We start from the raw sequence: 21,573 nt of genomic DNA, 5'->3' as shown, positions 1-21,573 counted from the left end.
GTAGTCATCGGGCCGGCGTGCTGTCGCGGCGGCCCGCGTTCCGCACGGCGGCCGGGCCGGGCTGCGGGGCGGGGGCGGGGGTGCGGCGGCCGCGGTAGACGACGTACGGGCGCCAGAGGTACGCCAGCGGCGCCGACCAGACGTGCACGAGCCGGGTGAACGGCCACAGCGCCAGGAACAGGAACCCGCCGATCGCGTGCAGCTGGAACACCAGCGGGGCGTCCGCCATCAGGGCCGGGTCGGGCCGGAACCAGAAGATGCCACGGAACCAGACGGCGATCGTCTCCCGGTAGTCGTACCCCTCGCCGAACAGGTTGATCACCACGGTGCCGCTCATGCCGAGCACGACCATCGCGGTCAGCGCCACGTACAGGACCTTGTCCATGGTGGTGGTGACCCGCCGGATCCGGCCGGAGACGAACCGCCGCGCGATCAGCAGCGCCAGGCCGGCGACCAGCATGATCCCGGTGATCGTGCCGCCGGTGACGGACACCAGGTGGTAGGCGTGGTCCGAGATGCCGAGCGCCGCCGTGAGGGAGGCGGGGACGAGCAGGCCCATCGCGTGCCCGCCGATCACCCCGAACGCGCCCAGGTGGAACAGCGGCGACCCGAGCCGCAGCAGCCGGTTCTCCAGGAGCTGGCTGGTGTGGGTGGTCCAGCCGAACTGGTCGTGCCGCCACCGCCAGACGTGCCCGGCGGCGAAGACGGCGAGGCAGGTGTAGGGCAGCACGATCCAGATCAGGGCGTTCATCGGGAGACCTCGGCGTTTCCGCAGATGGGATAGGGGACGGTCGGGTCGGTGCCGTCGACCGGCGGGCCGTCGACGGCGAGGGCGGCGATGGCCTCCCGGTCGGCGCCGGTGAGTTGCGGCAGGGCGTCACAGACGAGATCAAGGACGTGGGCGTACGGGGACCGCGTCTCGTGCAGGGCCGCGCGCAGCAGTTCGATGCCCTGCCGGTGCTGCCGCAGCGGCGCCTCGCCGTCGCCCGGCCCGGCCGCGGCCGCGAACTCCAGGACCACCGGCAGCAGGTCCGGCAGTTCCCCGTCGGCCAGGCGCAGCCCGTGCGCCCGGTACCGCTGCTTGAGCATGAGCAGCGCCATCCCCCGTTTCCGGGTGTCGCCGTGCAGGTAGTAGGTGAGGTACAGCCCGGACCGCCGGCGCAGGTCGAACGTCTGCACGTAGTGCCGCTGCACCTCGATCAGCGGGGTGGTGAGCAGCCAGTCCAGGAAGCCGCCGAGTTCGCCCCGCGCGGCGGCCCGCAGTTCCGCGCCGGCTTCGACGAGTTCCCGGTCGGGGTAGGTGAGCAGCAGGGACGCCAGCTGGAACATCCGGGAGCGGTCCATCAGCGGTTCCTCCGCCCGGTGATCGTGACCGGCACCTGGCCGCCCATGCCGGGGCCGCCCGGGGTGTCGAGGGAGCACCCGCCGAGGTCCTCGAGCGCGGCTGCCGTCGTCGCGTGGGCGGCCGGGATGACGTACCGCTCGTCGTACTTGGCGATGGCGAGCAGCCGGTACATGGCCTCGACCTGCTCGCCGGTCATGCCGATGCCGTCGAGCAGTTCCTGCGCGACCGTACCGTCAAGGGTCCTGGCCCTCATGTAGGAGCGCATGGCCGCGAGTTTCATCAGCACTCCCCCGGCCACCGCGGTGTCCCCGGCGGTGAACAGGGACGCCAGGTACTCGACCGGGATCCGCAGGTCCTGGATGGTGTGGAAGATGTCGTCGGCGTCGGTGTCGTCGCGGCCGGCGGCCCCGGCGGCGTCGAGGACCGGGGACAGCGGGGGCACGTACCAGACCATCGGCAGCGTCCGGTACTCCGGGTGCAGCGGCAGCGCGATCCGGTACTCGCTGATCAGCTTCCAGACCGGCGACGCCTTCGCGGCCTCGATCCACTCCTCCGGGTGGCCGGCGTCGCGGGCAGCCTGCTGCACGCCCGGGTCGTGCGGGTCGAGGAACACGGCCCGCTGCGCGTCCAGCAACTCCTCCTCGGGAACCGATGCGGAGGCGAGCACGGCGTCCTCGTCGTACCAGAGAATGCCCAGGTAGCGGAGGCGGCCGACGCACGTCTCGGAGCAGATGGTCGGCTGCCCCGCCTCGATCCGGGGGAAGCAGAGGGTGCACTTCTCGGCCTTGCCGGTGGCGTGGTTGACGTAGACCTTCTTGTACGGGCACGCCGACACGCACATCCGCCAGCCCCGGCAGCGATCCTGGTCGACCAGGACGATGCCGTCCTCCTCGCGTTTGTACATGGCGCCGGACGGGCAGGCCGACACGCACGCCGGGTTGAGGCAGTGCTCGCAGATCCGCGGCAGGTGGAACATGAAGGTCTTCTCGAACTCGAACCGCACCTTCTCGCTCATGTTGCGCAGGTTCGGGTCCTGGTCAAAGGTGTCGCCGCCGAGCGAGTCCTCCCAGTTGGCGCCCCACTCGATGCTCATCGGCTCGCCGGTCAGCTGCGAGTACGGCTTCTTGACCGGGGTGTCGGCGAGCCCGCCCGGCGCGTTGACCAGGATGTCCTTGTCGAAGGTGGCCGGCTCGTAGTAGTCGTCGATCGTCGGCAGGTCCGGGTTCGCGAAGATCCGGCTCAGCCGCCGGGCCCGGCCGCCGCTGCGCAGCTTCAGCCGCCCCTTGCCGTCGAGGACCCAGCCGCCCTTCCAGCGTTCCTGGTCCTCGTAGTGCTTCGGGTAGCCGATGCCCGGCTTCGTCTCGACGTTGTTGAACCAGACGTACTCGGTGCCCTCCCGGTTGGTCCACGTCTGCTTGCACGTGACCGAGCAGGTGTGGCAGCCGATGCACTTGTCCAGGTTCATCACCATGGCGACCTGCGCGCGGATCCGCATCAGTACTCCACCTCCTGCGTACGGCGGCGGATCACGGTGATCTCGTCGCGCTGGCTGCCGATCGGGCCGTAGTAGTTGAAGGCGTACGTGAGCTGGGCGTGCCCGCCGGCCAGGTGGGTCGGCTTGATCAGCAGCCGGGTCATCGAGTTGTGGTAGCCGCCGCGCTTGCCGGACTTCTCGGCCTTGGGGACGTTCACCGTGCGCTCCGGGGAGTGGTACTGGAAGACGGTTCCCTCCGGCATCCGGTGGCTGACCACGGCCCGGGCCACCACGACGCCGTTGCGGTTGTGCGCCTCGATCCACTCGTTGTCGCGGACGGAGATCTTGGCGGCGTCCTGGACGCTCATCCAGATCACCGGGCCGCCCCGGGACAGCGCCAGCATCAGCTCGTTGTCGTGGTACATCGAGTGGATCGACCACTTGGCGTGCGGGGTCAGGAACCGGACGGTCACCCCGCCGTCGACCGCGTCGCCGGGCTTGCCGAAGTGGCGGGCCATGTTCAGCGGCGGCCGGAAGCCGGGCAGCTGCTCGCCCAGCTCGGCGACCCAGTCGTGCTCGACGAAGAAGTGCTGCCGGCCGGTGATGGTGTGCCACGGCTTGAGCCGCTCCACGTTGATCGTGAACGGGGAGTAGCGGCGGCCGTTCTTCTCCGACCCGGACCACTCCGGGCTGGTGAACACCGGCATCGGTTTCTCCTGCGTCTGCGCGTACGAGATCCGGTCGTTCTCGTGGCCCTCGATGTAGTCGGTGAACTTCCGGCCGGTGCGCTGTTCCAGCTGCTCGAAGCCTTCTCTCGCGAGCCGCCCGTTCGTGGTTCCGGAGAAGGCGAGGATGGCTTCGCACATCCGGTCGGCGGTGGCCAGGGACGGCCGGCCGTCGATCACGCCGTTCTGGTGCTTCAGGTACTCGATCTCCGGGTTCACGTCGACGGTGATGGCCTTGGTCGTCGTGCCGAGCTTGTCCATCAGCGGGCCGACCGTACGCATCTTCGTGCCGATCAGCGTGTAGTCCCGCTCGATGGTGATCAGCTTCGGCATCGTCCTGCCGGGAACGGGCGAGCACTCGCCGAACTTCCAGTCCCGCACCCGTCCGCTCGGCATCGCCAGCTCGTCCGGGGTGTCGTGCTGCAACGGCGCGGCCAGGACGTCGGTGCGGGTGCCGAGGTGCGTCACGGCCAGCTCGCTGACCTTGTCGGCCAGGGCCAGGAACGTGTCGTAGTCGGTGTGCGCGTCCGGCGGCGGCGCGACCGCCGGGCTGAACGCGTGCACGAACGGGTGCATGTCGGTGGTGGAGATGTCGTGCTTCTCGTACCAGGTGGCGGCCGGCAGGACCAGGTCGGCGTGCAGGCCGGTGTTGGTCATCCGGAAGTCGATCGCGGTGAGCAGGTCGAGCTTGCCGACCGGCGCCTCGTCCCGCCACGTCACGTCCCGCGGGCGCCGGCCGGGCTCGCATTCCGACGCGGTCGCGGAGCCCTCGACGCCGAGCAGGTGGCGCATGAAGTACTCGTTGCCCTTGCCGGAGGAGCCGAGGAGGTTGGCGCGCCACAGGGTGAGGCAGCGCGGGAAGTTCGCGGGGTCGTCCGGGTCCTCAGCGACGGGCCGCAGCGTGCCCGCTTCGAGCGCTTTCACCACATGATCCGAGATCTCCTCGCCTGCCACCGCCGCATCCTCGGCAAGATCGAGAGGGTTCCGGTTGAAGAACGGGTGGCCCGGGCTCCAGCCCATCCGCTGCGCGGCCGCGACCGTGTCGGCGAACGCCATGTCCTTGAAACGGCCCGTGCCCAGCGGGGACGACAGCTCGTCGGCCGGGACGCGCTCGTAGCGCCACTGGTCGGTGTGCAGGTACCAGAACGGGGTGGACGCCTGGTGCCGCATCGGCCGCTGCCAGTCGAACGCGAAGCTCATGTGCTGCTGGCCGGTGATCGGGCGGGCCTTCTCCTGGCCGACGTAGTGCGCCCAGCCGCCGCCGTTGACGCCCTGGCAGCCGGTGAGCGTGACCAGCGAGATGAAGGCCCGGTACGTCATGTCGGAGTGGAACCACTGGTTCGCGCCGGCCCCGAGGACGATCATCGAGCGGCCCTTGCTGCGCTCGGCGTTGCGGGCGAACTCGCGGCCGATCCGGGCGGCCAGCGTCGCGTCGACGCCGGTGATCCGCTCCTGCCAGGCCGGGGTGTTGGGGCTGTCGGCGTCGTCGTAGCCGGTGGGCCACTCGCCGGGCAGGTCGCCGCGCTTGACCCCGTACGTCGCCATGACCAGGTCGAACACGGTGGTGACCAGGTGCTCGCCGACGCGCCGGACGGGGACGCCGCGGCGGACCGTCGAGCCGCCCTCGGTGTCGCCGACGTCGAAGCGGGCCAGGTCGATCTCGATCGCCTCGTCGCTGTCGATGCCGAGCGCCGGGACGACGTCGCCGAGGTCGAGGTTCCATTTGCCCGGTTCGCCGTACCGGTGGCCCAGCGATCCGTTGGGCGTCACCAGGTCGCCGTTGCGGGAGTCGATCAGGACCGTCTTGTGCTCGCCGCCCTCCTCGCCGAGGTCGGCGGCGGTGAGGAAACGGTCGGCCTTGCCGTCGACGATCGTGACCAGGAACGGCAGGTCCGTGAATTTACGGACATAGTCCTGGAAGTACGGGATCTCGCGGTCACGGAAGAACTCGGTGAGGATCACGTGACCCATCGCCATCGCGAGCGCGCCGTCGGTGCCCGGGTGCGGGGCCAGCCAGTCGTCGGCGAACTTCACGTTGTCGGCGTAGTCCGGGCTCACCGCGACGACCTTCGTGCCCTTGTAGCGGGCCTCGGCCAGGAAGTGCGCGTCCGGCGTACGGGTCACCGGGATGTTGGAGCCCCACATCATCAGGTACGTGGCGTTCCACCAGTCGCCGGCCTCCGGCACGTCGGTCTGGTCGCCCCAGATCTGCGGCGACGCGATCGGCAGGTCCGCGTACCAGTCGTAGAAACTGAGCAGCGTGCCGCCGAGCAGCGCGTGATAGCGGGTGCCGGCCGCGAACGACGCCATCGACATCGCCGGGATCGGCGAGAAACCGACGACACGGTCCGGCCCGTACACCTTCGTGGTGTAGACGTGCGCGGCCGCCATCAGCTCGATCGCCTCGTCCCAGCTCGCACGGACGAAACCGCCCCGGCCACGCTGCGCCTTGTAGGCCATCGCCTTGAGCGGCGTCTCCACGATCTCGGCCCACGCGGCGACCGGGTCACCGAGACGCTGCCGCGCCTCACGGAACATCTCGGCGAGGACCCCGCGGAGGTACGGGTGGCGTACGCGGCTCGGTGAGTACTCGTACCAGGAGAAGCTCGCCCCACGCGGACAGCCCCGGGGCTCGTAGTCCGGCGCGTCCGGCCCGGTCGTCGGATAGTCGGTGGCCTGATGCTCCCAGGTGATCAGGTCGTCCTTGACGAACACGTTCCACGAGCAGGAGCCGGTGCAGTTGACGCCGTGGGTCGACCGGACCACCTTGTCGTACCGCCAGCGGTCGCGGTAGAACGCGTCCCACTCGCTGTTGTCGACCCGGTGCAGGGTACGGCCGTGGTCGCCGACCGTCTCACGGGTGAGGAAGCGTCGTGCGCCCAGCAGGGGGGCGGTCCCGGGATCCAGTGACACGGTGGTTTCCTTCGCCGTGGAGCAGTCGCCCCGGGCGGTCGCCCGGCGCCCCTTCACCCTCGCCGATCCCGGTCCCGCGCCGCCTGAGCCCCGAGTCCCGCATGTCCCGGGACTTTGGTCCCGCCCGTTTCCCGTCCGGCCCGGTCGAGGCATGCTGAGCGGCATGACGACCAGACCCGATCTCGCCGCGGTGGCCCGCCGGGCCGGGGTCTCCACGGCGACGGCGTCCCGGGTGCTGTCCGGCCGCGGGCCGGCGTCCTCCACCAGCCGGGACGCGGTCCGCCGGGCCGCCGCCGAACTCGGCTACGTCCCGCATCCGGTGGCCCGGCGGCTCGCGCACGGCTCCGGGACCCGGGTGCTGTTCGCGGTACGGGACAGGCGCGCCGACATCCTGCTCGACCCGTTCGTCACCCGGGCCGTCACCGCGATGGCCGCCGCCGTCGAGCCGGACGGCCTCGGTGTCGCGTTGCGCCGGCTGCCGCTGGACGCGGCCGCCGGCCTGGCGGAGATCGCCACCGACCGCAGCGTCGCCGCCGTCGTGCTGGCCGGCCACGACCACGCGCTGCCGGCGAGCGTGCCGGTGGCGTTGCGGGGCAGGTTCGCGACGATCGGCGCCGGCGGGTTCGACGTGGACAGCGCCACCGGCATCAGTGCCCTGCTGCGGCATCTGCACGGGACCGGCCGCCGCCGGATCGCCCTGGTCGGCGGCCCGCGCTGGCTGGCCGCGGCGGATGCCCCACTGCGGGCCTACACGCGCCTGATGACCACGGCCGGCCTGCCGGTCCGGGTGGTTCCCGGCGATTTCACCGCCGCCCGGGGCCGGGCCGCCGCCCGCGGCATCCTGCGCCGCTGGCCGGACACCGACGCGATCGCCGCGGTCAGCGACGCCACCGCTCTCGGGGTCCTGCAGGCGCTCGCCGGCGCGGGTGTCCGGGTGCCGGACGACATCGCCGTGACCGGCTTCGACGACATCCCGTTCGCGGCTTTCCCCGCCCTGTCCACCGCGACCCACCCGGTCGAACAGATCGCGGCCGCCGCCGTCCGGGCCGCTCTCGGCACACCCGCCACGACCGAACTGTTCCCGAGCCGCCCGATCTTCCGGCGGACGGCCTGACCGGGTTGCTACCGGCTGGTTCTCAGGGCTGTCTCAGCGGCGCTGAGACAGCCCTGAGAAAATGCCGAGGGGGTCAGCCGGTGTAGCGGGCGACCAGTTCGGCGCCGATGCGCGCCAGCTCGGCGCGGACCTCCGGCGGGTCGAGGACCTCGGCGGTGGCGCCCCAGCCGGACAGCGTGCGGGCGAGATCGCGGGGCTCCGGCGCGCCGACGCGGACCCGGGACGTGCCCGCGACCAGGTAGAACACCTCGTCCTTACCGACCACGCCCCAGGGATCGGCCTCGCGTTCCGCCGCACGGTAGGTGAACCGGATCCGCCGGCGCCGGACCACCGCGTCCTGGAGGAGGCCGACGATCGCGGGGGGCCGCCGGTCCCGTTCGCCCCAGCCGGACGGGTCGATCAGGGTCGCCTCGGCGGCGGCCTGCGCGTCGGTGCGGAACGGCGCGGGCAGCGCCCGGAGCAGTTTGCGCAGCGCCGTCCGCGCCTCGCCGGACACCGCGGCCGGGCCGGCGAGCAGGAACAACGCCTGCGCCTCGGGCTCGGACAGGCCGGTCAGGTCGGTCCGGGCACCGCCGACCAGGGACCAGCCGCCGTGCCGGCCCGGCTGCGGGTAGACCGCGACGCCCGCAGCCGACAGCGCCTCCAGATCCCGCCGGGCGGTCGCCACCGAGACCTCCAGCTCGGCGGCGACCTCCGCGGCGGTGACCCGGCCGCGGGACTGCAGGAACAGGAGGGTGGCGACGAGCCGGTCCGCGCGCATGACCCGAGAATGGCAGGAAAAGTGCTCAGGAGGTGAGCACTTATGCCGGGAGCATGGGACGCATGATGCTTCGTGGATTCAGCACCGTCACGTTCTACGCCGACGACATGGCCGCGGCCCGGGAGTGGTACACGACAGTGTTCGGCGCCGAGCCGTACTTCGTTCGGGAGGCCGGGGGCGAGTTCGCCTACCTGGAGTGGCGGGCCGGCGACTACCAGCACGAGTTCGGCCTGCTCAACACCCGGTTCGCGCCGCACGAGCCGGCCGGCCGCCCGGCGGGGGCGGTGATCTACTGGGCGGTCGACGACGTCGAGGACGCCTATCGGCGTCTGCTGTCGCTCGGCGCCACCCCGCACGACGAGCCGACCGAACGCGGTCCGGGTTTCGTCACGGCCTCGGTCACCGACCCGTTCGGCAACATCCTCGGCGTGATGTTCAACCAGCACTACCGGGACGTCCTCGCCGCTTGCGGTGCAAGCGGTTCCAGCGCCTAACGTACGGGCGTGCCCGAGATCCGCCAGTACCGGCCTGCCGACCGTGCCGCCCTCTACGACATCTGCGTGCGTACCGCCGACGCCGGCGAGGACGCCCGCGGGCTGTACTCCAGCGACGAGCTGATGGGTGACCTGTTCGCCGGGCCGTACGCGCACCTGGAGCCGCATCTCGCGTTCGTGGTCGACGACGGCGGCGAGGTCGCGGGATACGTCGTCGGCACGGCGGACACCGCCCGGTTCGCCGAGCGGTACCGGGCGGAGTGGATCCCGCTGATCGGCGACCGCTATCCGGTTCCACCGGCCCCGCCGCGCAGTCCCGAGCAGGACATGGTGGCGCTGCACCACAACCCGGAGCGGATGCTGGTGCCGGGGCTGGACGGGTACCCGGCGCACCTGCACATCGACCTGCTGCCGCCGTGGCAGGGGCGCGGTCTCGGCCGGCGGCTGATCGAGCGTTTCCTCGCCACCGTCGACGCGCCGGGGGTGCACGTCGGCATGGTGACGGCGAACGTGAAGGCGCGTGGCTTCTACGACAGGCTGGGTTTCACCGTGCTGCCGGTCCCGGATCCCGGCCCGCTGACGTACCTCGGCGTGCGGACGTCGCGGGCCTGACGGTCCCCGCCGAACGTGGTCTAGCGTGTCAGCCACGCTATTCCGTTCGGGAGGAACGCCATGTCCGGAGTCGGACTCGCCCGGCTGAGCTCGATCTACCGCCAGGGGTTGCTGGGCCGGCGGCCCGTGGTGCCTGCCGACTTCGCCGAGCTGGAGCGGCGGGCCCGCCGGGCGAGCAGCACCCGGGCCTGGGCGTACGTGGCCGGCGGCGCCGGTGAGGGCCGGACCATGCGGCGCAACCGGGCGGCGTTCGACCGCTGGGCGATCGTGCCGCGGATGGCGTCCGGGGCGGTGGACCGGGATCTGTCGGTCGAGCTGCTGGGCGCCCGGCACGCGACGCCGCTGCTGCTCGCGCCGGTCGGGGCGGGCGCGCTGATGGGCGCCGGCAGTGACGTGAAGATCGCCCGGGCGGCGGCCGCGACCGGCACCACGTACGTCTTCTCCAACCAGGGCTGCAACCCGATGGAGGAGTGCGCGGCCGCGATGGGTGACGCGTCCCGGTGGTTCCAGCTGTACTGGAGCAAGGACGAGGCGCTGGTGGACAGCCTGATCGCGCGGGCCGAGGCGGCGGGCGCGGGCGCGCTGGTCGTCACCCTGGACACCACGGTGCTCGGCTGGCGGCCGCAGGACCTGAACCTGGGCTCGCTGCCGTTCAGCCGCGGTGAGGGGATCGCGCAGTACACGTCGGACCCCCGCTTCCGGGAGATCGCGGCGGGCCGCCCGCCGCAGCCGGCCGCGGAGGTGACGCTGGGCGCGATCCGCACCCTGCTGGCGATGACCAGGAATCATCCCGGCCGGTTCTGGGGCAACCTGCGCTCGCCGGCCCCGCGCGCGTCGGTGGAGACCTTCCTCGACATCTACTCCAACCCGGGCCTGAGCTGGGAACACCTCGCGACGCTGCGGGACCGGACCCGGCTGCCGGTGGTGCTCAAGGGCATCCTGCACCCGGACGACGCCCGCCGCGCCTTCGACCTGGGCGCCGACGCGGTCGTGGTGTCCAACCACGGCGGCCGCCAGATCGACAACGCGATCGCCTCGCTCGACGCGCTGGTCACGATCCGGGAGGCGGTCGGCCCGGATCCGGTGCTCCTGTTCGACAGCGGGGTCCGCACCGGCGCCGACGTCTTCACCGCCCTCGCCCTGGGCGCGAACGCGGTGCTGCTGGGACGCCCATACATGTACGGCCTGGCGCTCGCCGGCGAAACCGGTGTCGCCGACGTGATCCGCAACGTGGTCGCCGAACTGGACCTGACCATGGCGCTGGCCGGCACCCCGGACATCGCCGCGATCACCCGGAGTGCACTGGCCGCCGCCTGATCAGCCGGATCGCGCCCGCGCTGGCCGCGACGAAGACGGCCAGCGCCACCGGGATCCACAGCGCGGCAGGCAGTCCGGCCACGGTCGCCACCGCCCCGATGGCGACCGGCCCGAGCAGGAACCCGGCGTAGCCGATGCTCACCACGGTGGACAGCGCCCGCCCGGCCCGCTGCGGATCGGCGGCGGCCGCGGCGGAGAAGAACTGCGGGGCGACACACGACAGCCCCAACCCGAGCAGCCCGAACCCGATGACACCGGCCACCGGCTCACCGATCAGCAGCGCGACGCCGAGCCCGGCGGCCGCGACCACCCCGCTGACCCGCACCAGCAGGACCGGCCCGAACCGGGCCGCCGCCCGGTCGCCGAACACCCGGCCCACCGTCATCATGATCGCGAAGGCGGCGTAACCCCAGGCCGCGAAGGCCTCCGACGTGCCGAGCCCGTCACGCAGGTAGACGGCGCTCCAGTCGGCCGCCGCGCCCTCGCCGACCAGCGTGCAGAGCACCACCACCCCGAAGAAGACCAGCAGCAGCGACCGGCCGCCCGGCCCGGCCTCCCCCGTCGCGGCCGGCGCGGGCGCCGACGGCAGCACCCACCGGGCCGCCAGGACCGCCGGCAGGAAGGCGGCGAACCCGGCGAAAAGCACCGTCTCGCGGACGCTCAGGCCGGCGTGCGCGGCCAGGCTGCCGAGCATCGCCCCGAGGAAGCCGCCGATGCTGTAGATCGCGTGGAACGACGACATCACCGGCCGCTCCATGGACCGCTCGATCTCGGCGGCGTTCGCGTTCATCGCGATGTTGAGCGTGCCGTGCACGGCGCCGAACACGAACAGCGCCACACACAGCGTGACCAGGTCGACGGCGAACCCCGGCGGGACCAGCAGCAGCCCCTCCAGCACCACGGCCGGAACGAGCACCTGGGAACTGCCGAACCGGTCGGTGAGCCGGCCGATCAGCGCCATCCCGGTGATGCAGCCGGCGGCGAACGCCAGCAGCGCGATGCTGAGCCGCCCGTCGGTGAGCGCAAGGCTCTCCTTCACCGCCGGGATGCGGGCGGTCCACACCCCGAGCACGGTGCCGAACAGCAGGAAGACGAGGGAGGTGGCGATCCGGCCACGGCGCACGGGATCCATACCGGGCACAGTAGACGGACCCTCTGACATTCTCGGCCCAGCCTTTTCCTCGGTGGGCCGAGGCGGCGGTCACGCCCGGCGCGGGCGGCGTGCCACGCACGGCCGCGCTCGGATAACGTCCATGATCACGGGACGGCCGAGGAGGAACGGTGAGCGCGCGGTGAACCTGGACGTGATCATGTGGCCGGACCAGCCGTGGCCGGACATCCGCCGGGAGTGGCAGCACGCCGAACGGCTGGGCCTGGGCCGCGGCTGGCTCTACGACCACCTGAACCTGGGCGGCCGGCCGGTGTGGCACGAGGCGTACACCACGCTCGCCGCGGTCGCCGCCGCCACCACCCGCATCGGCGTGGGCACCATGGTCACCGCGGCGAACTTCCGGCACCCGGTCACCACGGCGAAGGCCGCGCTGTCCCTCGACACCCTCAGCGAGGGCCGGTTCGTGCTGGGGATCGGCGCGGGCGGGCCGGGCGCCGACTCCGACGCGTTCGGCGGCGCCCCGCTGGACCGGGCCGCTCGCACCGCCCGGTTCGCCGAGTTCACCGAGCTCACCGACCTGCTGCTGACCCGGGAGCGGGTCGACTGGGCAGGCCGCTGTTTCACGGCGGTCGAGGTCGCCGTCGGTGGCGGCGTGCCGCGCCGTCCCCCGGTCGCCGTCGCGTCCACCGGCCGCCGCGGCATGGAGCTGGCCGCCCGGTTCGCCGACCTGTGGATCACCCAGGACGTCAGCCAGGACGCGCGGGTCTACGCCGGCAACCCGTACGACGAGGTCCGCCGCCAGACCGCCCTGCTCGACGAGGTCTGCGCCGCCCAGGGCCGCGACCCGGCGACCCTGGCCCGCCTGGCCGTCCTCGGGTACGGCGGGGAACGCCCCCTCGACTCGATCGAGGCGTTCCGCGACTGCGCCGGCCGGTACGCCGCGCTCGGCATCACCACCCTGGCCGTGCTGTGGCCGCGCCGTGAGCACGCCGCCCGGCGGCTCGCCGTCCTGGAGGAGGCCGCCGCCGGTCAGGGCTCGATCAATCCGGCGCGGATGGCGTAACGGGTCAGCTCCAGACGGTCGCGCAGCCCGAGTTTCTGCAGCAGGTTGGAGCGGTGCCGCTCGACCGTCTTCACACTGATCACCAGCAGGTCGGCGATCTCCTTGGACGAGTGGCCCTCGGCGACCAGTTTCAGCACCTCCTCCTCCCGGTCGGTGATGGCCCGGCCGGGATCCTCGCCGTCGGCGACCCGTTCCAGGTAGTTGCGGATCAGCGCGTTGACCGCGCCGGGATAGAGGAACGGCTCGCCACGCACCGCCGCCCGGCACGCCTCGACCAGGTCCCGGTCGGCGACGGACTTCAGCACGTACCCGGAGGCGCCGGCCTTCAGCGCCTCGAAGAAGTACTGCTCGTTGTCGTACATGGTGAGGATCAGGATCCGCAGGTCGGGCAGCTGGCGCGACAGCTCGCGGGCGGCCTGCAGCCCGGTCAGCCGGGGCATCGCGATGTCCAGGATCGCCAGGTCGGGGCGCTCGGCACGGGCCTGGGCGACGGCCTCCGCCCCGTCCGAGGCCTCGGCGACCACGGTCAGGTCCGGTTCGCTGTCCAGGATGAGCCGGACCCCGCGCCGGACCAGCGCGTGGTCGTCGGCCAGCAGGATGCGGGCGGGCTCGCGGTCAAGCATGGTCGGTCTCCTCTCCGATCGGCACGCGCAACAGCACCTCGGTCCCCCGGCCCGGGGCGGGGCCGACGGTCAGGTCGGCCCCGATCAGCAGCGCCCGCTCCCGCATGCCCCGGATGCCGGCGCCCTCCGGGGCGTCACCCACGCCCCGGCCGTCGTCGCGGATGCGCAGCCGGGCGACTCCGGCCTCGTACGCCAGGCAGAGGTTGACCTGCCGCGCCCCCGAGTGCCGCGCCGTGTTGGTCAGCGACTCCTGCGCCACCCGGTAGAGCACCAGCTCGGTGTCCTTGCCCAGGCCGGGCAGGTCGCCGGCGATGTCGCGGCGCACCGTCACCCCGGCCGTGGCGAACTCGCCCGCCAGTGACTTCAGCGCGCTGGCCAGGCCCAGCTCCTCGAGGACGCCGGGACGCAGCCGGCGGGCGATCCGGCGGATCTCGTCGAGACCGTTGCGCACCGTCTCCTGCACCTGGCGCACCTCCCCCGCGACCGGCTCGGGCGCGTGGCCGGCGACCCGTTTCAGCTCCAGCAGCACCGCGGTGAGGGTCTGCCCCACCTCGTCGTGCAGCTCCTGGGCGATCCGCTGCCGTTCGGCCTCCTGCGCCGACAGGGCCCGGCCGGCGCTGGTGGCGCGTTCGGCCTCGAGCCGGTCGAGCATGGTGTTGAAGGTGCGGATCAGGTCGGCGATGCCGCTGTGGCCGGGGACCGCCAGCCGGTGGCCGGGGCGCAGCAGGTCGACGGTGTTCATGGTGCGGGTGAGCCGCTCCAGCGGGGCGAGGCCGAAGCGCAACAGCCCCGCGTTGGCCACCAGCATCACCACCAGCACCCCGCTGAGGATCATCGCCTCGGTCAGCAGCACCGGCGTGGACACGGTGAACGGGCCGACCATGAGCAGCGCGAACGCCGCCGTCACGACCGCCGCGTTGAGCAGGAAGATCCGCCAGAACAGAGACAACCGCCGCATCCTCGCACCTCCTCTGACATCCACCGGCCGCATCGGTTCTCCAGCCTGCCAATCGTGCCCGTCCGGCGTCCATCCGGGCTGCCACCCATGCGAAGTTCGGTTCTCCGCACCCGGAATGGGTGGTGAACCGCCCCGGGAATGGAGAGCTGCCCCGATGGTCGCCGGGCCGCCCGCTGGCTTGGATGGGAGGACGTGCAGGAACGAGTGGGAGGTGCCGCGATGACACTGGAACGGATCGGTCTGCCCGGAGTCGGCGTGTCGCACCTTCTCACCACCCGCGACGGCGAGCGCCTGGGCATCGTCGCCCGCCCCGGCGGGGGCCGTGACCTGGCCTTCTACGACCCGGCGGAGCCCGACCGGGTGGCCGGGTCGGTGGTGCTGTGCGCCGACGAGGCGCACCTGGTGGCCGACGTGCTGCACCCTGCCGTCACCCTCGATCACGTCGACGGCCCGGCCCCCACCGCCGGGCAGGTGCGGGCGGTCCGGATCCGTGTTCCGGCCGGTTCGGCCTGGACCGACCGGCCGCTCGCCACCCCGCACGGCGCCGACGTGGTCGCCGTGATCCGCGGGGTCCGGGTGCTCCCCCACCCGGACCCCGCCGTCCGGCTGCTTCCCGGCGACGTGCTGATCGCCGTCGGCGGCCCGGACGAGCTGGCCCGGCTGCACGAGTTGCTGGCGGCGCCGTGCTGATCCTGCTGCTCGGCGCTCATCTCGTCGCGGCGCTGCTGGCGCCGCCGCTGGTCCGCGTCCTCGGCCCCCGCGCGTTCTACCTGCTGGCCACCGTGCCGGCAGCGACGTTCGGCTGGGCCGTGGCGCACACCGGCGGGCCGGTCCGGACCTGGTCGCGTCCATGGGTGCCCGGCCTCGGGCTGACCCTCGACCTGCGGGTCGACACCCTGTCCTGGCTGCTGGTCGCGCTGGTCGGCGGGGTCGGCGCGCTGGTCCTGGCATACTGCGCCCGCTACTTCTCCGCCGGCTCCCCCGGCCTCGGCCGGTTCGCGGCCGTCCTCACCGGCTTCGCCGGGGCGATGCTCGGCCTGGTGGTCAGCGACGACCTGCTGTTGATGTACGTGTTCTGGGAGCTCACCACCGTCCTGTCGTACCTGCTGATCGGCCACACCGGCACCGCCCGCCCGGGCCGCCGCGCCGCGTTGCAGGCGCTCATCGTCACCACCGCGGGCGGCCTGGCGATGCTGGTCGGCATCGTCATCCTGGGCCGGCACGCGGGCAGTTACCGCTGGTCGGACGTGCTCACCACGCTCCCCGAGGGCGCGCCGCTGATCGTCGCCGTGGTGCTGATCCTGGCCGGCGCGCTGTCCAAGTCGGCGATCTTCCCGGTCAGCTTCTGGCTGCCCGCGGCGATGGCCGCGCCCACCCCCGTCAGCGCCTACCTGCACGCCGCCGCGATGGTCAAGGCGGGCGTGTTCCTGGTGGCCCGGTTCGCGCCGGCGGTCGTGGCAACGGGCGGCACGGCGGCGCTGATCTGGCAGGTCCTGGCCGTCGGGCTGGGGCTGATCACGATGCTCGCGGGCGGCTGGGCGGCCCTGTTCCAGACCGATCTCAAACTGCTCCTGGCGTACGGCACGGTCAGTCAACTGGGTCTGCTGACGGCGGTGCTCGGGTTCGGCAGCCCGGCGACCGCGCTGGCCGGGGTGGCGATGCTGCTCGCGCACGCCCTGTTCAAGGCGTCGCTGTTCCTGGTCGTCGGGGTCGTCGACAAGACCGCGGGCACCCGGGACCTGCGGCAGTTGAACGGGTTCGGCCGGCGGGCGCCACTGCTCGTGGTCATCGCGGCGGCCGCGGCGGCGTCGATGGCGGGCGTGCCACCGGCGATCGGGTTCGTGGGCAAGGAGGCGGTGTTCACCGCGCTGCTCGACGGCGGCACGGCGGGACGGCTCGTGCTCGCGGGTGTGGTCGCCGGCTCGGTGCTGACGATCGCGTACACGGCCCGGTTCCTGTGGGGCGCCTTCGCCCCCAAACCCGGCACGGCTCCTGGTAGCGCGGTTTCCGGTGTGTTGAGTTCCGGCGCGAATAGCGGCCGAACTCCACACACTCGAAGCTCGGGGGGCGGCGCTGCTCTGGACCGAGGGCTGTTGGTGGCGCCGGCGCTGCTGGCTCTGGCCGGGGTGGCCGCGGGGATCGGCGCGGGCGCGGTCGATCGGGTGCTCACGGCGTACCCCCAAGGCTCCCCCGGGTATCACCTCGCGCTGTGGCACGGCCCCGGTGTGCCGCTGCTTCTCTCGGTGCTCGTGCTGGCCGGAGGTCTGGCGCTGTTCCGTTTCGGGGTGCCGGGCGGGATGGCCGGGCCGAAGGCAGACGGCCGGGTCTACGAGCGGGTGATGACCGCGATGGATCGGCTCGCGGTGGAGGTGACCGGTGCGACGCAGCGCGGTTCGCTGCCGTTCTACCTCGCGACGATTCTGCTGGTGCTGATCGCGACGGCCGGTCCGGCGCTGCTGGCCGGGTGGCCGTGGGGCGCCGGGTTCCGGATCTGGGACACGCCGCTGCACCTGCTGCCGGTGACCGTCTCGGTGATCGCCGCGGTGTGCGCGGCGCCGGCGCGGCGACGGCTGACCGCGGTGATCCTCGTCGGCGTCACGGGCTACGCGAACGCCGGGATCTTCCTGCTGCACGGCGCGCCCGACCTGGCGCTGACCCAGTTCCTGGTGGAGACGGTCACGCTGGTCATGGTGATGCTGGTGCTGCGGCGGCTGCCGAGTCACTTCTCGCACCGGCCCGGCGCGTGGCGGCGGCGGGTGCGGATCGGCATCGGGGTGGCCGTCGGCACGGTGATGGCCGGAGCCGGGTTCCTGGCGGTGTCCGCGCGGCAGGCCGCACCGGTGTCGGCCGCCTACCCGGACCTCGCGGTGCCGTTCGGTGGCGGCCACAACATCGTCAACGTGATCCTCGTCGACATCCGGGCGTGGGACACGATGGGCGAGGTCGCCGTGCTGGTCGCGGTCGCGACCGGGGTGGCCAGCCTGACCTTCCGGAACGCCGGGCGGCTGCACCGGCGCGGGCCGGTGGAGACGCCGACCGAGCCGCCACCCGGCGAGCCGGTGTGGCTGATGGCCGGGCACACCGTGGAGGCCGGCCGCCGGTCCACCATGCTCGAGGTCGTCACCCGGCTGCTGTTCCACGTGATCGTGCTGCTCTCGGTGTACCTGCTGCTCACCGGGCACGACACGCCCGGCGGCGGTTTCACCGGCGGGCTGGTCGCCGGCCTGGCGCTGACCGTGCGCTACCTGGCCGGCGGACGCTACGAGCTGGCCACGGCGGCGCCGGTGGACGCGGGCGCGGTGCTCGGCGCGGGGCTCCTGCTCGCGGTCGGCACCGGGGCCGGGGCGCTCGTGCTCGGCGGTGAGGTGCTGCAGAGCGCGGTGCTCGACCTGCATCTGCCGGTGTTCGGGCACCTGCACGTGGTCACGTCGACGCTGTTCGACATCGGGGTCTACCTGATCGTCGTCGGGCTGGTGCTCGACGTGCTGCGCAGCCTCGGGGCCGAGGTGGACCGGCACGCCCGCGAACCCGGCCCGTCCCCGTCCGCGACGTCTCCCCGGGAGGAGCTGGTATGAGGCCGAGTGTCGTGTTGCTGGTCGCCGTCGGCGTGCTCTTCGCCGCCGGGACCACCCTGTTGCTGGAACGCACCCTGACCCGGGTCCTGCTCGGTGTGATGCTGCTCGGCAACGGCGCCAACCTGCTGATCCTGGCCGCCGCCCGGCCCGGCTCGCCGCCGATCGTGGGCACCTCCCCGGCCGCGGAGATGACCGACCCACTGCCCCAGGCGATGATCCTCACCGCCATCGTGATCACCCTCGGGATGACCGCGTTCCTGCTGGCCCTGGCCTACCGCAGCTGGCGGCTGAGCGGGCACGACGAGGTGCAGGACGACGCCGAGGACCGGCGCGTACGGGAACTCGCCGAACGCGACGAGGGCTCGGACACCGAGGACCTCGACGCCGAACCGGCCGGGGCGGTGCGCTCATGACCTGGCTCGTTCCGCTCCCGGTGATGATGCCGCTGCTCGGCGCCGCGGCCACGTTGCTGATGTTCCGCCGCCCACGGGTGCAACGGGTGATCAGTGTGAGCGTGCTGACCGCCACCCTCGGGGTGTCGGCGGTGCTGCTGGTGCTGTCCGCCGACGGGCCGCTGGTCGTGGCGGTCGGTGGCTGGCCGGTGCCCCTCGGCATCGTGCTCGTCGCCGATCAGCTCGCCACCCTCATGCTCGTCGTCTCCGCCGCCGTGACGCTGTGCGTGCTGCTCTACTCGATCGGGCAGGGCGGCGCGGACGGCGACGAGGAGCATCCGCTCTCGGTGTACCACCCGACCTATCTGATCCTGACCGCCGGCGTGACCAACGCGTTCCTCTCCGGCGACCTGTTCAACCTGTACGTGGGCTTCGAGATCCTGCTCGCCGCCAGCTACGTGCTGATCACCCTCGGCGGGACGGAGAACCGGATCCGGGCCGGCACCACGTACGTCGTGGTCAGCCTGCTCTCGTCGGTGATCTTCCTGACCGGGATCGGCCTGGTCTACGCGGCCACCGGCACCCTCAACATGGCGCAGCTGGTGGAACGCCTGGATGCGCTGCCCGACGGGACCCGGATGGTGCTGCAGGGCATGCTGCTGCTGGCCTTCGGGATCAAGGCCGCGATCTTCCCGCTGTCGGCGTGGCTGCCGGACAGCTACCCGACCGCGCCGGCGCCGGTCACCGCCGTGTTCGCGGGGCTGCTCACGAAGGTCGGGGTGTACGCGATCATCCGTACCGAGACACTGTTGTTCCCCGGCGGGCGGGTCGCCGACCTGCTGATGGTCGCCGCGCTGTCCACCATGATCGTCGGCATCCTGGGCGCGGTGGCACAGTCCGACCTGAAACGGCTGCTGTCGTTCACCCTGGTCAGCCACATCGGCTATCTGCTGTTCGGGGTGGGCCTGGCGTCCCGGGCCGGGATCGCGGCGGCGGTGTTCTACACCATGCACCACATCGTCGTGCAGACCACGTTGTTCCTGGTCACGGGACTGATCGAACGGCGCGGCGGCAGCACCTCGCTGGACCGGCTGGGCGGGCTCGCCCGGACCGCCCCGGTGTTGTCGGCGCTGTTCTTCCTGCCCGCGCTCAACCTGGCCGGGATCCCGCCGTTCTCCGGGTTCCTCGGCAAACTCGGCCTGATCCAGGCCGGCGCGGCCGAGGGCGGGACGCTGTCCTGGCTGCTGGTGGCCGGTTCGGCGGTGACCAGCCTGCTCACGCTGTACGCCCTGGCCCGGGTGTGGAACCTGGCGTTCTGGCGAACCCCCACCGCGGAGGCAGCCCCGCTGCCCTCCCCGCGGCTCATGGTCACCCCGACCGCCGCGCTGGTCATCGCCGGGGTCGCGCTGACTCTGGCGGCCGGCCCGCTGTACGACCTGACCGGCACCGTCGCCGAGGACCTGCTGGCCCGCACCCCGTACGTCGAGGCGGTGCTGCCGTGATCGCCCGCGCCCGGGACCGGATCCTCGCGATCGCCGCCCTCACCATGGTGTGGATGCTGCTGTGGGGCGTCTTCTCCTGGCTCACCCTGGCCGGCGGGCTGCTGGTGTCGGTGCTGGTGCTGGCCGTGTTCCCGCTGCCGAGGGTGACGTTCGCCGGGCGGGTGCGGCCGGCCGGGCTGATCCGTTTCACCGTCCGGTTCCTCACCGACCTGGTGATCGCCAGCGCACAGCTGGCCCGCACCGCCGTCACCGGCCGGCGGGTGCCCCGCAGCGCCGTCCTCGCGGTGCGCCTGGCGGTCCGCTCCGACCTCAACCTGACCCTGTGCGCCGAGGCCGTCTCCCTGGTGCCGGGCAGCCTCATCGTCGACACCGACCGGGCCGCCGGCATCCTCTACATCCACGTCTTCGACGTGACCGGGCCGGCCGACGTCACCCGCTTCCGCCAGGACGTCCACGACATCGAGTCCCGCATCGTCCACGCCATCGGTTCCGACGCCGAGATCGCCCTCCTCCCCACCGAGCCGGCCCTTCCCACCGCAGCCGGCCCGCTTACGGGAACGACCGCCGGCTCGCCCGGCAAGGAAGGATCCGAATGACCGTCGTTGCTGTCGTTGCGGCCGTCTTCCTGGCCGCGGCCGCCGGAATGGCCCTGGTCCGGATCGTCCGTGGCACGTCCACGCTGGACCGCATCGTGGCCACCGACGTGCTGCTGGCCATCACCGTGTGCGCGATCGCCACCGAGGCCGCGTACAGCCGGGACACCACCGGCCTGCCGATCCTGCTCGGGCTGTCGCTGCTCGGCGCCACCGGGTCCGTCGCGGTGGCACGGTTCGCCGACCCGGCCGCCCGCCGATCCGCTTTCGCCGGTCAGGCCGCGCCCCCGACCGGAACGCCCGGCGCCACGACGTCCGCTTCCGGCCGTCCAGCGGGCATCCACGACACCGCGACCCCCGCTCACCAGGAACCGGTCGGCGTAATCGACACCAGCGCTTCCCCGCACGGGGACCGGCCGTGACCGCCGCCGGGGTGCTCGACACCGTCGCCGCGGCCTGCCTCCTCGGGGGCGCGCTGCTCAGCCTGGCCGCGGGGGTGGGCCTGCTGCGCTTCCCCGATCTCCTCTCCCGCATGCACGCCGCCACCAAACCGCAGGTCCTCGGCCTGCTGCTGATCCTCGCCGGCACCGCGATCCGGATCGGCACGGTCGTGGACATCACCACCCTGGTGCTGGTCGGCCTGTTCCAGCTGGCCACCGCCCCGGTGGCGGCCCACATGGTCGGCCGGACGGCCTATCGCGCCGGTCTCTTCCGCCGCGACCTCCTGATCACCGACGAACTCGCCGAGGCCCGCTCGTCAGCGCTCCCCACCCCCGATCGGGCCACGCTGACCGAACCGCCCGGCGCCGATCAGGGGAGACGACCGACCGCCTCGGCGTAATAGAGGGAGGACTCCAGGTGGAAGGCGATCTGCCGGACCGACCAGGCGTCACCGTCGCGGTGGTCCAGGTCGGCTTCGGAGACCTGGGCGAGGCGCACCCGGTAGATCTGGGCGACCCGGGTGAGCCGGCTGCGCGCCTCCGCCAGGTCCTCGACGGTGAA

21 protein-coding genes are annotated in these 21,573 nt (G+C 72.5%); 12 read left to right on the top strand and 9 right to left on the bottom strand.

Annotation, left to right across the window (positions count from 1 at the left end):
* Positions 1–4 precede the first annotated feature (4 nt).
* Genes narI through ACZ3II_RS11390 form a run of 4 tightly spaced genes read right to left on the bottom strand, consistent with a single transcriptional unit; the run spans position 5 to position 6,430 of the window.
* Positions 5–751, bottom strand: coding sequence for a respiratory nitrate reductase subunit gamma (gene narI / locus ACZ3II_RS11405; protein WP_465517515.1), 747 nt, complete (start codon positions 749–751; stop codon positions 5–7).
* Positions 748–1,344 (bottom strand): nitrate reductase molybdenum cofactor assembly chaperone, encoded by a 597-nt coding sequence (gene narJ, locus ACZ3II_RS11400; protein WP_465517514.1) that lies wholly within the window; start codon positions 1,342–1,344, stop codon positions 748–750. The genes narI and narJ overlap by 4 nt, the downstream gene beginning before the upstream one ends.
* Positions 1,344–2,840, bottom strand: a complete 1,497-nt coding sequence (narH, locus tag ACZ3II_RS11395; RefSeq protein WP_465517513.1) for a nitrate reductase subunit beta — start codon at positions 2,838–2,840, stop codon at positions 1,344–1,346. Before narH ends, narJ begins: the two co-directional genes overlap by 1 nt.
* Positions 2,840–6,430, bottom strand: a complete 3,591-nt coding sequence (locus ACZ3II_RS11390) for a nitrate reductase subunit alpha (RefSeq protein ID WP_465517904.1) — start codon at positions 6,428–6,430, stop codon at positions 2,840–2,842. The genes narH and ACZ3II_RS11390 overlap by 1 nt, the downstream gene beginning before the upstream one ends.
* 181 nt (positions 6,431–6,611) lie before the next feature.
* Here ACZ3II_RS11390 and ACZ3II_RS11385 point away from each other — a divergent pair, with 181 nt between their 5' ends.
* Positions 6,612–7,571: a LacI family DNA-binding transcriptional regulator gene (locus ACZ3II_RS11385; protein WP_465517903.1), complete on the top strand. Its 960-nt coding sequence runs from the start codon at positions 6,612–6,614 to the stop codon at positions 7,569–7,571.
* Between the two features lie 73 nt (positions 7,572–7,644).
* Here ACZ3II_RS11385 and ACZ3II_RS11380 read toward each other — a convergent pair whose 3' ends face one another.
* Positions 7,645–8,331: a helix-turn-helix transcriptional regulator gene (locus ACZ3II_RS11380; RefSeq protein WP_465517512.1), complete on the bottom strand. Its 687-nt coding sequence runs from the start codon at positions 8,329–8,331 to the stop codon at positions 7,645–7,647.
* A 62-nt stretch (positions 8,332–8,393) separates the two neighbouring features.
* Between ACZ3II_RS11380 and ACZ3II_RS11375 the strand changes: the two genes are divergently transcribed.
* From ACZ3II_RS11375 to ACZ3II_RS11365, 3 genes are read left to right on the top strand one after another with little or no spacing between them, the layout of a single operon-like run.
* Entirely contained in the window at positions 8,394–8,825 is a 432-nt protein-coding gene (locus ACZ3II_RS11375) for a VOC family protein (protein ID WP_465517511.1), read from the top strand.
* A 9-nt stretch (positions 8,826–8,834) separates the two neighbouring features.
* Positions 8,835–9,437 (top strand): GNAT family N-acetyltransferase, encoded by a 603-nt coding sequence (locus ACZ3II_RS11370; protein ID WP_465517510.1) that lies wholly within the window; start codon positions 8,835–8,837, stop codon positions 9,435–9,437.
* A 60-nt stretch (positions 9,438–9,497) separates the two neighbouring features.
* Positions 9,498–10,754 carry an alpha-hydroxy-acid oxidizing protein gene (locus ACZ3II_RS11365; protein WP_465517509.1) on the top strand — a complete coding sequence of 419 codons (1,257 nt, stop codon included), beginning with the start codon at positions 9,498–9,500 and terminating at the stop codon, positions 10,752–10,754.
* Here the strand turns inward: ACZ3II_RS11365 and ACZ3II_RS11360 are convergent.
* Positions 10,726–11,886 carry an MFS transporter gene (locus ACZ3II_RS11360; RefSeq protein WP_465517508.1) on the bottom strand — a complete coding sequence of 387 codons (1,161 nt, stop codon included), beginning with the start codon at positions 11,884–11,886 and terminating at the stop codon, positions 10,726–10,728. The genes ACZ3II_RS11365 and ACZ3II_RS11360 overlap by 29 nt on opposite strands.
* A gap of 160 nt (positions 11,887–12,046) precedes the next feature.
* Between ACZ3II_RS11360 and ACZ3II_RS11355 the strand changes: the two genes are divergently transcribed.
* The gene (locus ACZ3II_RS11355; RefSeq protein WP_465517507.1) at positions 12,047–12,928 is read left to right on the top strand and encodes an LLM class flavin-dependent oxidoreductase; all 882 of its coding nucleotides are present in this window, start codon (positions 12,047–12,049) and stop codon (positions 12,926–12,928) included.
* Here the strand turns inward: ACZ3II_RS11355 and ACZ3II_RS11350 are convergent.
* Together ACZ3II_RS11350 and ACZ3II_RS11345 are read right to left on the bottom strand one after the other, a co-directional pair.
* Positions 12,895–13,551, bottom strand: coding sequence for a response regulator (locus tag ACZ3II_RS11350; RefSeq protein ID WP_465517506.1), 657 nt, complete (start codon positions 13,549–13,551; stop codon positions 12,895–12,897). The genes ACZ3II_RS11355 and ACZ3II_RS11350 overlap by 34 nt on opposite strands.
* On the bottom strand, positions 13,544–14,509 hold the full coding sequence (locus ACZ3II_RS11345) for a HAMP domain-containing sensor histidine kinase (RefSeq protein ID WP_465517505.1): 966 nt from the start codon (positions 14,507–14,509) through the stop codon (positions 13,544–13,546). The genes ACZ3II_RS11350 and ACZ3II_RS11345 overlap by 8 nt, the downstream gene beginning before the upstream one ends.
* Positions 14,510–14,728: 219 nt before the next feature.
* Here ACZ3II_RS11345 and ACZ3II_RS11340 point away from each other — a divergent pair, with 219 nt between their 5' ends.
* From ACZ3II_RS11340 to mnhG, 7 genes are read left to right on the top strand one after another with little or no spacing between them, the layout of a single operon-like run.
* On the top strand, positions 14,729–15,199 hold the full coding sequence (locus ACZ3II_RS11340; RefSeq protein ID WP_465517504.1) for a cation:proton antiporter regulatory subunit: 471 nt from the start codon (positions 14,729–14,731) through the stop codon (positions 15,197–15,199).
* Positions 15,196–18,084, top strand: a complete 2,889-nt coding sequence (locus ACZ3II_RS11335) for a Na+/H+ antiporter subunit A (RefSeq protein WP_465517902.1) — start codon at positions 15,196–15,198, stop codon at positions 18,082–18,084. The genes ACZ3II_RS11340 and ACZ3II_RS11335 overlap by 4 nt, the downstream gene beginning before the upstream one ends.
* The gene (locus tag ACZ3II_RS11330) at positions 18,081–18,497 is read left to right on the top strand and encodes a Na(+)/H(+) antiporter subunit C (protein ID WP_465517503.1); all 417 of its coding nucleotides are present in this window, start codon (positions 18,081–18,083) and stop codon (positions 18,495–18,497) included. Before ACZ3II_RS11335 ends, ACZ3II_RS11330 begins: the two co-directional genes overlap by 4 nt.
* The gene (locus ACZ3II_RS11325; RefSeq protein WP_465517502.1) at positions 18,494–19,978 is read left to right on the top strand and encodes a Na+/H+ antiporter subunit D; all 1,485 of its coding nucleotides are present in this window, start codon (positions 18,494–18,496) and stop codon (positions 19,976–19,978) included. Before ACZ3II_RS11330 ends, ACZ3II_RS11325 begins: the two co-directional genes overlap by 4 nt.
* Positions 19,975–20,574, top strand: coding sequence for a Na+/H+ antiporter subunit E (locus ACZ3II_RS11320; RefSeq protein ID WP_465517501.1), 600 nt, complete (start codon positions 19,975–19,977; stop codon positions 20,572–20,574). Before ACZ3II_RS11325 ends, ACZ3II_RS11320 begins: the two co-directional genes overlap by 4 nt.
* Positions 20,571–20,993, top strand: a complete 423-nt coding sequence (locus ACZ3II_RS11315; protein WP_465517500.1) for a monovalent cation/H+ antiporter complex subunit F — start codon at positions 20,571–20,573, stop codon at positions 20,991–20,993. The genes ACZ3II_RS11320 and ACZ3II_RS11315 overlap by 4 nt, the downstream gene beginning before the upstream one ends.
* Positions 20,990–21,412, top strand: a complete 423-nt coding sequence (gene mnhG / locus ACZ3II_RS11310; RefSeq protein WP_465517499.1) for a monovalent cation/H(+) antiporter subunit G — start codon at positions 20,990–20,992, stop codon at positions 21,410–21,412. Before ACZ3II_RS11315 ends, mnhG begins: the two co-directional genes overlap by 4 nt.
* Here the strand turns inward: mnhG and ACZ3II_RS11305 are convergent.
* Complete coding sequence (locus tag ACZ3II_RS11305; protein ID WP_465517498.1) at positions 21,382–21,510, bottom strand: hypothetical protein; 129 nt, start codon at positions 21,508–21,510, stop codon at positions 21,382–21,384. The genes mnhG and ACZ3II_RS11305 overlap by 31 nt on opposite strands.
* Between the last annotated feature and the right edge of the window lie 63 nt (positions 21,511–21,573).

The sequence above is a fragment of the Actinoplanes sp. NPDC019969 genome (assembly GCF_055562375.1).
The sequence above is the reverse complement of the archived record's forward strand: the minus strand, read 5'-3'. Positions and strand labels throughout refer to the sequence as shown.